Below are 14658 nucleotides of genomic sequence, written 5' to 3' on the forward strand. Positions count from 1 at the left end.
TCGCGAGCAAGCTCGCTCCTACAGAGGCGGCGTTGACCGCAGTGGTGCATCAAGGGGGTCTTCGTCGTCCTGTAGCAACCGGTACCCGACCCCCGGCACGGTCTGGATCAGCGAATGGCTGAAGCCGGCATCCAGTTTGCGGCGCAACCGATAGATGTGTTTGTCGATCACGTTGTCGATGGGGTCGAAGTCATAGTCCCAGGCACTCTCCAGCAGCATACTGCGGGTCACCACTTCATCGCAGTGGCGCATCAGCTTTTCCAGGATCAGCGACTCGCGCTGCTGCAGGACAATGACCTGCCCTTCGCGGGTGGCGGTGCGCGCGGCGCAGTCCAGTTGCAGGCGGCCGACCCGCAAGGTCCGAGACAATCCCACCACCGGATCACGGCCACGCTGCAAGGCTTCCAGCCGGGCAAGCACCTCGACAAAGGCATAGGGCTTGGCCAGGTAATCATCACACCCGGCGCGCAGGCCTTCGACCCGCTGGGCGGTGGAATCCAGGGCGCTGAGCATCAGCACCGGCGTGCGCAAGCCCTGGCGCCGCAGTTCCTGGACCAACGCAAGACCGTCCAGCCCCGGCAGTTTGCGGTCGACGATCAAGGCGTCGTAGATCCCTTCCAGGGCCATGTCCAGGCCACTGCGGCCATCGTCGACGGTATCGGTGACGTGCCCGCTTTCATTGAGACCACGCACCAGGTAGCTGGCTGCCTTGGCGTCATCCTCGATGACCAGGATTCTCAAGACCGGCTCCGTGCTGGTTCAGCTAAACTTTTTTTCATATTGACGCGACCTTTCAGATAAACCCGGTTTGGCACACTATGCCGGTCGACCAGCCAACCACGATTCACTGGCCAGCCAGACTCCTCCGGGGTCCATGCAAGACTACCACCCTCTCTCATTCTGCGAAGTGCCCATGACCCATGTTCTGGTCGTCGAGGACGACCCCGCCACTGCCCGGGAGATCGAAGCCGCCCTGCAAGACCACGGCTTCGATGTCACCCACGTCGATAACGGTCGGGAAGGCCTGGTGCGCGCCATCAGCGACAGCTACGACGTTATCGTTCTCGACCGTATGCTCCCCGGTGCCCTCGATGGCCTGGGCATGCTCACCGCTTTGCGCGCTTCGGGTATCGCCACGCCGGTGCTGATCCTCAGCGCCCTCAGCGCGCTCGACGAACGGGTGCGTGGCCTGCGGGCCGGCGGTGACGACTACCTGACCAAGCCCTTCGAGTTCATCGAGCTGACCGCCCGCCTTGATGCCTTGAGCCGCCGCCGGGTCGCTCCCAGCGAGGAACGGGTCAACCGCCTGCGGGTCGGCAACCTGGAGCTGGATCTGCTCAAGCGCAGTGTCAAGCGCGGCGAACGGATGGTCGAGCTGTTGCCCCGGGAATACGCCCTGCTCGAATACCTGGTGCAACACGCCGAACAGGTGGTGACACGGACCATGCTGTTCGAGGCCGTGTGGAACTACGCCTATGACGAACGCACCAATGTCATTGAAGTGCATATGGGCCGCTTGCGTCGCAAGGTCGATGGCGACGGCGAGGAACCGATGATCCATACCATTCGCGGGGCAGGCTATGTTCTACGCTCACCTGCGTGAAATCCCCCGCACCATCAGTTTCCGCACGGCGCTGATGTCCCTGGCGCTGTTCAGTTGCTCGTTCCTCGCGCTGTTCGGTTATATCTATTGGCAAACCGCCGGCTACCTGATGGCCGAGGTCGATACCTCCCTTTATCGGCAGATCGACAACCGTAGCGCGCAGCCCGAAGACCTGCGCCTGGCGGAAATCCGCAAGCACTCCGAACAGGATATCGACGGTCGCCTGCCCCACGGCCTCTATGATGCCCAAGGCCAGCTGATTGCCGGACCGGTCATTGAAATGCCGGCCTTCAAGGGCTACGACAAACCCGCCGAATTCAACTGGAAGCAGCCGCAAAAAAAGAGCCGGCCGATCCGCTTCGTCATGCATCGCCTGGACAATGGCCAGACCCTGATGGTGGCCCAGGATATCCATGACCTCAGCGAGTTCGACGAGTTGCTGGTCAACGCGATGGTCTCCGGCGGCTCGCTGCTGCTGGTGGTGGGCCTGCTCGGGGCGGTCGGGCTGGGCTACGCGGCGCGCCGACGGCTGGATGTGCTGACCCGTTCCATCGAACGCATCGTCAAGGGCCACCTCAACGAGCGCCTGCCGACCCGTGGCAACCGTGACGATATCGACCGTATCGCCACTGTAGTGAATCAGATGCTTGACGAGCTGGAGCGCCTGATGAGCGAGGTCAAGGGGGTCTGCGACGATATCGCCCACGACTTGCGCACGCCCCTCACCCGCTTGCTCGCGGGCCTGGAGCGAGCCCAGCGCCGGCACCTGCGCGAGGAGGAATACCAGGCGGCCATCGACAACGCCATCGAGGATGCCCAGGGTTTGCTGTCGACCTTCCGAGCGCTGTTGCGGATTTCCGAGATCGAAGCCAGCGCCCGGCGCAGCAGCTTTGCCGAGATCGACCTGAACCGTATCGCCGCCGATGCCGTCGAGTTTTTCGAGCCCTTGGCCGAAGAGCGTGGTATTGAACTGACCTTGAATTGCGCGCCCGCGCCCTGCCTGATTTTCGGCGATGCGCAGTTGCTGTTCGATGCAACCTGCAACCTGCTGGACAACGCCATCAAGTTTTCGCCTGACCACAGCCAGGTACAGGTGACGGTGATGGACGCTCCGGACAGACGCGGCCTGTGCGTGATGGACAATGGCCCGGGAATTCCCGAAGCCGAGCGCGAGGCGGTGTTCCGGCGGCTGTACCGTTCCGAATCCAGTCGGCATACGGCGGGCAACGGGCTGGGGTTGAGCATGGTGGCGGCGGTGGCGCGGCTGCATGATATGCGCCTTGAGGTGCGGGATGCCCAGCCGGGTTGCCGAATCGAGTTGATGGTCAGCGCCTGATTACGGGAGGCGTTGCAGCAATTGCTCGAACGCGGCCAGCACCTGCTGCGGCTTCTCCAACATCAACTGGTGCCCACACGCCTCCAGCACCTGGAACTGTGCATCCGGCAACTGCCGCGCCAGCGCCTCACCACCGCTGGCCGGGGTCAGGCCGTCGCTGTCGCCGGCCAGGACCTGGATCGGCAACCTCAGTTGCGCCACCCGCTCGGCCTCGGGCCACTGCACACCCTGCACCAGCCCCTTGAACACATACAGCCGATTACGCTCGGTCAACTTCTCCTCATGCGCCAGCAAGCGCGGGTCGACGGACGGATGCCAGGCCCGCTCGCGAAATCCCTTGGCCAACACCGGCCGGATCAGCTCCAGTATCCAGGCCGGCAACGCCAGCAAGCCGCCGCGACTCAAGGGCCGATGCAGTTGCGTGCCGAGCAGCAAGGCGCCACTGACCGAATTCACCTGCAACAACGCGCTGAGGGTCAACCCGGTGCCAAAGGAGTGGGCCACGATCAGGTTGCGCTCACCTCCGAAGCGCCGCAGCAGCTCCACGACATCCGCCACCAATTCCTTCCAGGCATAGGCCGCCGCCCGCCGCGGCTTGTCGCTCTCGCCATGCCCCAGCAGATCCCAGGCCACTAGGCTGTAGCCCTGCTCGCCGAGAGCTTGCCATTGCTCACGCCACTGATCCTTGTTGCCCCCCGCGCCATGGCAGAAAAACACCACGGTCGCGGCTTTCTCCGTTCCCGGACGATGGGCCACGCTGAGGCGTCGCCCGGGACGGACTTCCAGCCGTTCACCCCGCACCACGGGCAGATGACTAAAGGATCGAAACTCGGTCATGGGTGTGACAGTCCTGTGCAAGAGAAAAAGGATGCACTCACAGTGCGCCAACCACCGCCGGCTCGGTGGAAGTATCGGGCAGCGCCAACGCGGCGGCCCCGAGCAAGGTCCGGGTGTAAGGATGTTGCGGTTCGGCAAACAAGCGGGCCGTATCGCCCTGCTCGACAATCCGTCCGCCCTGCATCACCGCGATGCGGTCGCACAGACGGGCCGCGACCCGCAGGTCATGGGTAATAAACACCAGGCTCAGGCGGAACTGCCGTTGCAGGGCCTCCAGCAGTTCAAGAATCTGGACCTGGACCAGGGCATCCAGGGCCGAGACGCACTCGTCGGCAATCAGGATCTTCGGCCGTACGGCCAGGGCTCGGGCTATACCGATGCGTTGCCGCTGACCGCCGGAAAACTCATGGGGAAAACGCTCGAACGCTACGGCGGGCAAACCGACCTGCTCCAGCAACTCGCGGGCCCGCCGGGCCGACTCCGCCCGGGAAACGCCCTGGGCCAAGGGGCCGGTCATAACGATCTGCCCCACTGTCTGGCGTGGGTTGAGCGAGGCAAAGGGGTCCTGGAAAATCATCTGGATCTCACCGCGCATCGGCCGCAGCCGGCCCTGGGACAGGTTCGCCACCTCATGCCCCTGCCACTCCAGGCTGCCGCTGTCCGGCTGTAGCAAGCGTACCAGGCAGCGACCCAGGGTCGACTTGCCGGAACCCGACTCGCCGACGATGCCCAGGGTCTCGCCTTCGCGCAGGTGCAGGTCGAGCCCGGCCAAGGCCTGGGTCTGGCGGCGACTCCACCAACCGCCACAACCGACGAAGTGCTTTTCCAACTGTCGCGCGCCAAGGACCTCGGGCGCCTCGGCCAATAACGGGCGCGGCGCCAGCGGCTGCGCCGTGACCGCCGCCAATAGACGCTGGGTATACGCTTCGCGGGGCGCCTCGAGCACCTGTCGGGCCGACCCCTGCTCGATCACATGGCCGCGCTCCAGCACCAGCACGCGGTCGGCAATCGCCCGCACCACGGCAAAATCGTGGGTGATAAACACTATCGCCATGCCCTTGTCACGCTGGATACGACGCAACAGGTCGAGGATCTGCGCCTGGGTGGTCACATCCAGCGCCGAGGTCGGTTCGTCGGCGATCAGCAGGTCCGGATCGAAGACCAGGGCCATGGCGATCACCACCCGCTGGCGCTGACCGCCGGACAGCTCGAAGGGATAGGCCCGCCGTAGCCGGATCGGATCAGGCAGGCCGACATAACCGAGCAGGTCGAGCACCCGCCGCTCGCGCACCCGGGCCGAGCGCTCGCCATGGGCACGCAGGGTTTCATCGATCTGTCGGCCGATGCTCAACAAGGGATTAAGCGCACTCATCGGCTCCTGGAACACCATACTGAGGGTCCGGCCGCGCAACTGACGCATCCCCTCCTCGTCACGGCCGGCCAGGTCCTCGCCGCGAAAACGCAAGGTTCCGCTCTCGACACGCAAGGGGGCTGGCAGCAGGCGCAACAACGCCTTGGCCAGCATGGATTTTCCGGAACCCGACTCCCCCACCAGGCACAGGCACTCCCCCGCCACCAGCGACAACGACAGGTCATATAGCGCATGGCTGCGATCGGCGCCCGCGGGCAAAGCGATACGCAGTCGCTCGATGCTCAACAACGGTGTGCGGTCCTGGCTCATGGGTTGACTCCCTGCCGACGGGTCGGCTCAAAGGCCACCCGCAGTCCTTCGCCCACGCGATTGACCGCCAGCACGCAGAGCAGGATTGCCAGCCCCGGCAGCAAGCTCATCCACCAGGCTTCGCGCAGCAGCCCGCGCGAGGCATTGATCATGTAGCCCCAACTCATGGCATCGGGATCGCCGAGGCCGAGAAACGCCAACGCGGCCTCGGTGAGAATCGCCGTCGCCATCACAAAGGTCAGGGTCACCAGCAAAGGCGCCAGGGCATTGGGCAGGATTTGCCGGGTGATGATCGCCAGCGGCGACTGCCCCAGAACCTGGGCCGCCTGGACAAACTCGCGCTGGCGCAGGCTGAGGAATTCGCCACGTACCAGGCGCGCTACTCCTGGCCAGGCCACCAGGGTGATCGCCAGCACAATGGAGCCCAGAGAGGGTTCCAGTACCGCCACCAGGATCACCGCCAGCACCAGTTGCGGAATGATCTGGAAGAACTCCGCGATACGCATCAGCACACCATCGAGCCAACCACCGAAATAGCCGGCGACCGCGCCCACCAGGGCGCCCACCAGCAAGGTCGCCAGGCTCGAAAGGACGGCCACCGCCAGGGACACCCGGGCGCCGTACAACAAGCCGCTGCCGAGATCGCGCCCAAGCATATCGCTGCCCAGCCAATGGGCCGGGTCCTGGAACGGTGCCAACAGCGGCGTGGTGTTCATCTCCCAGGGCGTACTGTCGGTCAGCCAGGGCGCGGCCAGCGCCAGCAGGCTCAGCAACAGCAGGAAACCGGCGCCGATCAGCGCCGAAGGTTGTGCGAGAAAACGTCGAATCACTGAAACCTCATTCATCAGGACTGACCCTGGGCGCCGATACGCGGGTCCAGCAACCGGCAGGCCAGATCGGTCAACAGGTTGAAACCGACCACCAGCGTCGAGATCACCAGGAAGCCGCCCATCAACACGCCGTAGTCACGTTGCGCCAGGGCGTCGTACATCAGCCGACCGATGCCCGGCCAGGAATAGACCACCTCCACCAGCAAGGCGCCGCTGGCCAGTTGTCCCAGTTGCAGGCCGGCAAAGGTCACCACCGGCAGCAGCCCATTACGCAGGACATGGGCCCAGAGAATGCGCCGTGGGGTCAGGCCCTTGGCCCGGGCGGTGTAGACATATTCCTGGCCCAGCGCTTCAAGGGTCGCGGCGCGGGTCAGATGGATATACAGGGCCAGGAACAGAAAACTCAGGGACAGGCACGGCAGCAGCAGATGACGCAGCCGGTCCGCCAGCCAGGCCCAGCCGTGGAAGTCCGCGGCCACGGTCTCCAGGCCAAAGGCCGGCAACCAGTCAAGGTGTACGGAAAACAACAGGATCAGCAGCATCGCCAGCCAGAAGGTCGGCACGGCGTAGAGCAGCAAAGCGCCTTGGGAAATCAGCCCGTCCAACCAGGGCCGGCGCTCCCGGCTACGGGCCGCGAGCACGCCGAGGGCGATCCCCGCCAGGGACGAGAGCAGGAACGCCGAGCCCATCAGCGCCAGGGTGGCGGGCAGGCGCTCGGCGATCAGCGACCAGACCGAGGTCTGGTTGCGGTAGGAATACCCCAGGTCCAGGTGCGCGACCTGCCCCAGGTAGATCAACAGTTGCCGGGCCAGCGGCTGGTCCAGGCCCATGTCATGCCGCAGGTTGTCGATGTAGTGCACATCGTCGACGCCGGCCTCGCCGGCCATCAGCAAGGCCGGATCGCCAGGGGTCAGGCGGATCAGCAGGAAGCTCAGCACCAGCACCCCGAGGATCATCAGCAGCGCCCGACTCAAGCGGGCGCCGAGGAAGCGCAACAGGTTCATGGCGCCGGGCCGTCGAGGTAGACGCTTTCATCGTCCTCGTTGAGGCTGGTGGCGGTTTGCAGCAGGTTCTTGACCTGGCTGTGGAACAGCGTCGGGTAGCGCATTTCGAAGATCGGCGCGATGGGCAGGTCGATGTTCAGCTGGTTTTCCAGGCGGCTGTAGACCTGGCGGCGCTGCTCGCCTTCCGGGGTGTCGGCGACCTGATTCCACAAGGCATCGGCCTGCGGGCTGTTGTAACCGCTGACATTGGCAAACGGTGAGGTCTTGAGGATGTAGTCCGAGCGATAGAGGTAGGCGGTGGTCAGGTAGGGGTCGCCGATCTGGAAGATGAAGTTGTAGGTCAGGTCGAAGTCCCAGTCGCTGACCCGCTGGAACCAGGTGGCGGCATCCGAGGTGACTACCTGGACCTTGAAGCCCAGGGGTTGCAGGGCCTGCTTGGTGTATTCGGCCAGGCGCTCCCAGGCGCCGCCCTTCTCACCGTTGAGCAGGCGGATACGCACCGCGCCGACATCCACGCCGGACTCGGCGATCAGCGCCTTGGCCTTCTTCAGGTCATAGCTGTACTGCGGCAGGTTCGGGTCGTGATACGGCGTGGTGGAAACAAACGGCCCCTGGGCGACCTTGCCGGAACCGAAGAAAATATTGTCGACGATAAACTGCCGGTTCAGCGCATAGAGGATCGCCTGGCGCACCTTGGGATTGTTCAGCGGTGGCTTGCGGGTGTTGATCTGCAGAAAGGCCAGGCCGGCATACAGCTCCCAGCCTTTCTCCGAAGACTGCACGCCGGGCAAGGCGGTCAGGCGCTTGAGATCGGAGTAGTCGGCGTCGCCGCTGCGCAGTGCCTGGATATCCCCGCGTTCGAACGCGGCGGCCCGGGACGAGGCATCGGGAATCACGTGGAAGACGATGCCGTCGAGGTGCGGCAGGCCTTTTTTCCAGTAGTCCTTGTTCTTCCCCAGCTTGATATAGGCGCCGCGTTTCCATTCTTCGAAGACAAACGGCCCGGTGCCCACGGGCTTGAGGTTGTAGGGGTTGTTGCGAAAATCCGAGCCCTCGTAGAGGTGCCGGGGCACCACGGGGCGCAGGCCGCTGCCCAGGGAAGAGAGCAAGGGGGCGAAGGGTTTCTTCAGGTGGAAGACCACCTGCAACGGCCCCGTGGCCTCGATGGAGGTCACATAGTCGGTAAAGATCCCGCCCAGACGTTTGTCCACCTCCGGGTAGAAGGTCTGGAAGCTGAACACCACGTCGGCCGAGGTGAAGGGCTGGCCGTCATGCCAATGCACGCCGTCCTGCAGGTCGAAGGTGTAGGTTAGGCCGTCGGGGGCAATCGTCCAGCTTTTTGCCAGCACCGGCTCGGGCTGGAGCGCGGTGTCGTAGGTGAGCAGGCCCTGGAGGATCTTGCCGCTGACGTACTGGGTCGAGACGTGGCTGACCACCCCATGCATCAACGACGGCGGCTCCGGCTGGGCCACCAGGTTCAGTACGCCGCCCTCCCGGGGCTCGGCCTGGACGCTGCCGGCCAGGATCAACGCACCAGCCGCAAGGCCGAGCAACACCCGGCGCAGGGGCCGGGTGCGAGACGAATGGGTCGGGGTGAGATCAGGCATGGCGGGCTCCGCAGAAAAGATTCATCAGGCAGGCAACCACGGACAGGCGCCCGGCCCTTTGAAGCGGTTTAGCAAGGCCTGTGCCAGGGCCTGGAAGGCGGTCTTTTGCGGGCTTTGAGCGGTTTTCGAGGGCGCTGGCGCTGATGAAAAAACCACAGCCACTGGCCCGGCTGTGGAAAAAGCAGCAGCCGTCACGATCCTGTAGGAGCCGTCTTGCCCCGCGAAGACGTCAGTCCTGACGATGCATGACTTGAGGGATACGCCTCCTGTGCAGGACTGGCACAAGCCTTGCGAGACCCGCTGCCTTCGAACCACCGAGTCTCAAGAGCATGTCACTGGATTATCTGGGCAACCCCCTCGACACCGAGCACGCCGCGACCCGCGAAGGCATCGACGCGTTCATCGGCGGTTTTCTCGGCTACCACCCTCGCGCCGAGTCGATCCTCGCCACCGCCGACGCCGATCCGCAGTCACGCCTGGCCAATGCCTTCGCCGGCATCCTGCTGATGTTCAGCGAATCCCCCGAAGGCCCGGTCCTGGCCGAACGCTACCGGCAGCGGGCAAGCGCCACCCCCGCCGGACATGCCCGGGCCGACCTGTACCTGGCCCTGCTGCGCGCCTGGATCGCCGACGACCTGGGGCAAGTGCTCGGCCTCGGCGAACAACTGCTGGAACGCTTTCCCCGGGACCTGTTCGCCGCCAAGCTCACCCAATACGTGGAGTTCAATCGCGGCAACTGGCCGGCGTTGTTGCGCATCGCCCTCAAGGCCCGCGACGCGGCGCCGGATATCGCCCATAGCCACGGCCTGCTGGCCTTCGCCTATGAACAATGCCACCTGCTGGACGACGCCGAAGCCGCCGCCCGCCAGGCCCTTGCCCTGCAAGCCGACGAGCCCTGGGCCCAACACGCCCTGGCCCATGTGCTGCTGACCCGGGGCCGGATCGAGGAAGGCATCGACTTCATGGAAAACGTGAAGGACCATTGGCAGGGCCTCAACTCCTTCATGTACACCCACAACTGGTGGCATCTGGCGCTGTTCTACCTGGCCCGCGGCCATGAGCAACGCGCCCTGGAGATTTATGACCGACATGTCTGGGGCATCCTGCCGGAGTACTCCCAGGATCAGGTCGGCGCGGTATCGCTGCTGACCCGCCTGGAGCTGACCGGCATCGATATCGGTGAACGCTGGCAGGCGCTGGCGCCCTATCTGCAGAAACGCACGGAGGATACGGTGCAACCCTTCCTCAGCGTGCAGTATCTGTACGGCCTGGCCAGAGCCGGAAAACCTGAAGCCGATCATCTGCTTGAGTCGCTGCTGGCCCACGCCTCCAGGGCGCCGGCGTTCAGCCGCACGACCTGGGCCGAGGTGACGGTGCCATTGGCGCAAGGCTTGCTGGCCCAGGCCCGGGGTGATTGGGAACTGGCTGTGCAGCGGCTGAGTGGTGTGCTGCCACGGCTCAACGATATCGGCGGCAGTCACGCACAGCGGGATCTGTTCGCGCAAATCGAACTCGACGCCCGCCTGCGCGGCGGGGACTGGCGGGCGGCACAGCAGACGTTGGAACTGCGCCGTGGCTACGACCCGCTGGATGTCCCGACCAACCGCCATCTGGAACAGGTTTACACCGAACTCGGGCTGCCTGTGCAAGCCAGCCAGGCCCGAGAGCGAATCAAGCAGGTAATGGCAACACAAGTAATTCCTGGCTGAACGCGATCCACTGTGGGAGCTGGCTTGCCAGCTCCCACAAGGTTCGTGACATGCTCAAGATCCCAGACCTACAGGCCATTCGGCGCCTCGCGCCGGGCTTCGAAAACACCCCGGGCAATCGCCCGCGCCACGCAATCGGCGGCGGCGCTGCCGAGGCAGCCGATCTGCACCTGGCGACGCGGCCCGTCCACCAGCTCGACCGCGCCGGAAGCCATGGCAAACACCGTGTCGCCATCAAACGGCAGATGCGCCGGGCGCACCGCGCGGGCAATGCCGTCCTGGGCCATGATCGCCACGCGCTTGCACTCGGCGGTGGTCAACCGGGCATTGCAGGCCACCGCCACCAAGGTGGTATTGGCCCCGGCCTGCAACCGCCCCATGGAATCCAGCCGGGACAGTTCCGGCATCGGATCGCTGGCGTCCATCGGTGCCCCCGGACGCACACCACCAAACTCCCCGGCGATCTCCCAGGGCCAGGCCCAGAACGTCTCGCCATCCGGCATATAGACGGAGCCGATCGGATTGGCGACCACCAGCGCCGCCACCACCCAACCATCACCCAGCACCAGCGATGCCGAACCCAGTCCGCCCTTGAGCACCCCGGCCATAGCCCCCCGCCCCGCTCCCACCGAGCCCTGGGCAAAGTCTTGCGAGGCGCTTTGCAGCGCCTCGAAACCCAGCCGGCGATAAGGCGGCTCCAATCCCCAGTCCTTGTCCCCGCCGTTGGCCAGATCGTGCAGCACCGCCGCAGGAACAATGGGAATCGCTGGCGCACCAGGCTTGAGATGCAAACCCACTGCCTGCTGCGACAACGCCGCCGCCACCGCATCCGCCGCCCCCAGGCCGAACACCGAGCCGCCGGCAAACACCAGCGCATGCAGTTGCCCGACCATGTTTTCCGGCTCCAGGGCCGCCGACTCGCGACCACCCGGACCACCGCCGCGAATATCGATGCTCGCCGTCCAGGCGCCGTCGGTACGAATCACCGTCACACCAGTGTCGACATGCTCATCGGTGGCATGCCCGACAGACACGCCCGGCACATCGGTGAGCAGATTGCGGGAACCCGGTTGTGGCATAAAAAACTTCCTGACAAGTGGTTGGCTTCCATAGTGGAGCGTGATCGCAACGGTCCAGCAAAGCCTGTGCCACCACTCTCGCACCCGACTTCATTAGCGCCCCCTCCCGTACCACTGTTGCTAACCCACCAGCACCCCCGGGCGACTGCTGGAAAACCAACAACCCACCCCCCCGAACCTCCCGCCACGGGCGCGCTGTAGAAAAACCAACAGCCTGAATCGCCGCTGCTAGAAAAACACCAGCCATTGCCCGACAAACGAGCTAACTACTTGTTTAAAAAGGCTTTTAAAGAATGGCACAGGCTTTGCTCTACAGCCCTGACCAGAGCTTGAGACCGCAGGCCGCCCCCCCGGCCCGGCAACAAGCCGCCACTGACCTCACTGGCGACGCCCCACACACCCGTCGCCTCACCCGCCACGATCGCCCCCCACCAGGGCGCAGAGCGGGGACCACACTGGAGCGATTCACATCATGAGTTCAACACGTGCCGCCAACCGGCGCCCCACCCGCAACACCTTCACCCACAGCCTGCTGTTCCTGGCCGTGTGCGAGGCACTGAGCTACAGCAGCCTGACCCTGGCCGCCGACACCACCAGCGATAACCCCCTGGACACCGTGGTGGTCATCGGCAACCGTGGCCAGGCCCGCACCCTGGCCGACAGCCCGGCGCCGGTGGACGTGATTTCCTCCAAGCAGTTGCTCGCCACCGGCCAGGGCGATCTCACCGCCGCCCTGAACAAGGTGCTGCCCTCGCTGAACCAGCCGACCTCCTCCGGCTTCGGCTCGACCTCGGTGGTGCGCCCCATCAGCCTGCGCGGCCTCAACGGCGACCAGGTGCTGGTGCTGGTCAACGGCAAGCGCCGCCACAACAGCGCACTGCTGAACAACGGCACCTACCTCAACTCCGGCTCGCAACCGGTGGACCTGGACATGATCCCCACCGCCCTGGTGGACCATGTCGAAGTGCTGCGCGACGGCGCCTCCGCGCAATACGGCTCGGACGCCATCGGCGGCGTGATCAATATCGTGCTCAAGCAGACCGACCATGGCGGCAGCCTCAGCACCCGCTACGGCCAGAACTTTGAAAACGGCGACGGCGCCACCACCCGACAAACCGGCGACCTGGGGCTGTCACTGCCCAACGACGGCTTTATCAACCTGGCCCTGGACGTGAAGAAACAGAACACCTCCGACCGCTCCGACGACGCGCCCTACACCGACAGCGCCGGCAACACCAGCGAGCGCCATACCTACTACGGCACCGGCCTGCCCCAGGCGCGCAACTTCAGCTTCGGCTACAACGCCGAACTGCCGGTGGACGATGCCCTGACCCTCTACTCGTTCTCCACCTACACCCGGCGCAACTCGGAAAAACCCCTGGCCTTCCACCAGCCGGCGAGCTTCGACGGGATCGCCACGCCGTTCCCGGAGGGCATCGAAGACACCCTGCGGTTTATCGAAAACGACTTCCAGGTGGCCTTCGGCGGCAAGGGCAAGGCCGCCGGCTGGGACTACGACCTGTCCAGCACCTACGGCCAGGATCATGCCGAGGCCACCCTGCGCCACACCTATAACCTGAGCTTCGGCCCGGACTCGCCGACCTCGGTGGACACCGGGGCCAAGACCTTCAGCCAATGGACCAACAACCTCGACCTGACCCGCGCCTTCGACCTCGGCCTGGCCAAGCCGACGCAGATTTCCTGGGGCCTGGAACAACGCTTCGAGAGCTACAAGATCGGCAAGGGCGACTATGACTCCTATGCCCTCGGCGACTTCAGCACCGGTGCCAGCGGCGCGCCGATTGCGCCGGGAACCATTTCCGGTGCCGGCACCACTCCGGCCGACGCCGCGGAGAAAAGCCGCACCAGCGTGGCCGGCTATGGCGAGATCGGCCAGGACCTGACCGACAAGTGGCACGTCGACCTCGCCGGGCGCTACGAGTACTACAACGACGGTTCGGGCACCACCACCAACGGCAAGTTCTCCACCCGTTACCAGTTGACCCCGATCCTCGCCGTGCGCGGCACCTTCAGCACCGGCTTCCGCGCGCCGTCGCTGTCGCAGCAGATCTACAGCTCGACCTCGCAGACCAGCGTCAACGGCAACCTGTTCGACTACCGCAATGTCGCGGTGGATTCGACGGTGGCCAAGGCCCTCGGCGCCACCACCCTGAAACCGGAGAAGTCGACCAACATCGGCTTCGGCCTGACCCTGCAACCGATCGACAACGCCAGCGTCACCCTGGATGCCTACCAGATCAAGATCAAGGACCGCATCGCCCAGACCGGCTACCTGGGCGGCACCCCGCAGATCGAGGCGATCCTCGCGGCGGCCGGGCTGCCGACCAACCAGGCGGTGACCTACTTCACCAACGCCCTCGACACCACCACCCGCGGCGTCGACCTGGTCGGCGACTACCGGCAGGACATCGGTGCCTACGGCAACCTGCGCTACACCCTGGGCTTCAACTGGAACACCACCGCGATCGATGCCATCCACGCCTCCGACGCCGCCCAGCAGGCCTTGGGCCCGGACGGCGGTTACGACCGCCAGCGCCAGGGCAACCTCAAGCACGGCCTGCCGGATTCCAAGCTGTTGCTGGGCACCGTCTGGAGCATCGACAAGTTCGAGATCGGCCTGAACCTGACCCGCTATGGCGAGTACACCCAGTACGGCACCGCGGCGATCTACGACCGCAGTTTCTCGGCGGCCTGGATCACCGACCTGAACGTCGACTACCACCTGACCAAGAGCCTGACCCTCAATGCCGGGGCCAACAACGTCTTCAACCTGTACCCGGAACGCACCAACCTGCCCAGTGCCTCGGGGGCCTACCCCTACGGCAACTTCTCGCCCTACGGCACCACGGGCGGCTACTGGTACACCGGCCTGACCTACAACTTCTGACCGTCCTGGCGGCACGCGCGGCCCGATGGCCCGGCGCTGCCGCCTTGTTTACCGGGAGCCTGCA

Annotated in this window: 11 protein-coding genes; 4 read left to right on the top strand and 7 right to left on the bottom strand. The window is 65.0% G+C overall.

Annotation, left to right across the window (positions count from 1 at the left end):
* Positions 1 to 18: 18 nt before the first annotated feature.
* A complete protein-coding gene (locus tag M5B42_RS28360) occupies positions 19 to 741 on the bottom strand; it encodes a response regulator transcription factor (RefSeq protein ID WP_248747678.1) in 723 nt (240 codons plus the stop codon).
* Positions 742 to 913: 172 nt separating this feature from the next.
* Here M5B42_RS28360 and M5B42_RS28365 point away from each other — a divergent pair, with 172 nt between their 5' ends.
* Both M5B42_RS28365 and M5B42_RS28370 read left to right on the top strand, forming a co-directional pair.
* Positions 914 to 1603: a response regulator transcription factor gene (locus tag M5B42_RS28365; RefSeq protein ID WP_103495106.1), complete on the top strand. Its 690-nt coding sequence runs from the start codon at positions 914 to 916 to the stop codon at positions 1601 to 1603.
* Positions 1581 to 2939: a HAMP domain-containing sensor histidine kinase gene (locus M5B42_RS28370; protein ID WP_248747679.1), complete on the top strand. Its 1359-nt coding sequence runs from the start codon at positions 1581 to 1583 to the stop codon at positions 2937 to 2939. Before M5B42_RS28365 ends, M5B42_RS28370 begins: the two co-directional genes overlap by 23 nt.
* Here the strand turns inward: M5B42_RS28370 and M5B42_RS28375 are convergent, their stop codons facing one another.
* From M5B42_RS28375 to M5B42_RS28395, 5 genes are read right to left on the bottom strand one after another with little or no spacing between them, the layout of a single operon-like run.
* A complete protein-coding gene (locus M5B42_RS28375; RefSeq protein WP_248747680.1) occupies positions 2940 to 3776 on the bottom strand; it encodes an alpha/beta hydrolase in 837 nt (278 codons plus the stop codon).
* 37 nt (positions 3777 to 3813) lie between these two features.
* Positions 3814 to 5457 carry an ABC transporter ATP-binding protein gene (locus M5B42_RS28380; RefSeq protein WP_248747681.1) on the bottom strand — a complete coding sequence of 548 codons (1644 nt, stop codon included), beginning with the start codon at positions 5455 to 5457 and terminating at the stop codon, positions 3814 to 3816.
* Entirely contained in the window at positions 5454 to 6302 is an 849-nt protein-coding gene (locus M5B42_RS28385; protein WP_177101819.1) for an ABC transporter permease, read from the bottom strand. Before M5B42_RS28385 ends, M5B42_RS28380 begins: the two co-directional genes overlap by 4 nt.
* Positions 6302 to 7291, bottom strand: a complete 990-nt coding sequence (locus tag M5B42_RS28390; protein ID WP_248747682.1) for an ABC transporter permease — start codon at positions 7289 to 7291, stop codon at positions 6302 to 6304. Before M5B42_RS28390 ends, M5B42_RS28385 begins: the two co-directional genes overlap by 1 nt.
* A complete protein-coding gene (locus M5B42_RS28395) occupies positions 7288 to 8898 on the bottom strand; it encodes an ABC transporter substrate-binding protein (RefSeq protein ID WP_248747683.1) in 1611 nt (536 codons plus the stop codon). Before M5B42_RS28395 ends, M5B42_RS28390 begins: the two co-directional genes overlap by 4 nt.
* 329 nt (positions 8899 to 9227) lie before the next feature.
* Between M5B42_RS28395 and M5B42_RS28400 the strand changes: the two genes are divergently transcribed.
* Positions 9228 to 10607: a tetratricopeptide repeat protein gene (locus M5B42_RS28400; RefSeq protein WP_248747684.1), complete on the top strand. Its 1380-nt coding sequence runs from the start codon at positions 9228 to 9230 to the stop codon at positions 10605 to 10607.
* 68 nt (positions 10608 to 10675) lie between these two features.
* Here M5B42_RS28400 and M5B42_RS28405 read toward each other — a convergent pair whose 3' ends face one another.
* The gene (locus M5B42_RS28405) at positions 10676 to 11686 is read right to left on the bottom strand and encodes a P1 family peptidase (RefSeq protein WP_248747685.1); all 1011 of its coding nucleotides are present in this window, start codon (positions 11684 to 11686) and stop codon (positions 10676 to 10678) included.
* Positions 11687 to 12158: 472 nt separating this feature from the next.
* Between M5B42_RS28405 and M5B42_RS28410 the strand changes: the two genes are divergently transcribed.
* On the top strand, positions 12159 to 14594 hold the full coding sequence (locus M5B42_RS28410) for a TonB-dependent receptor (protein WP_248747686.1): 2436 nt from the start codon (positions 12159 to 12161) through the stop codon (positions 14592 to 14594).
* Positions 14595 to 14658: the final 64 nt, after the last annotated feature.

The organism is Pseudomonas sp. MWU12-2037 (assembly GCF_023242345.1).
GTDB classification, from domain to species: Bacteria; Pseudomonadota; Gammaproteobacteria; order Pseudomonadales; family Pseudomonadaceae; genus Aquipseudomonas; species Aquipseudomonas gingeri_D.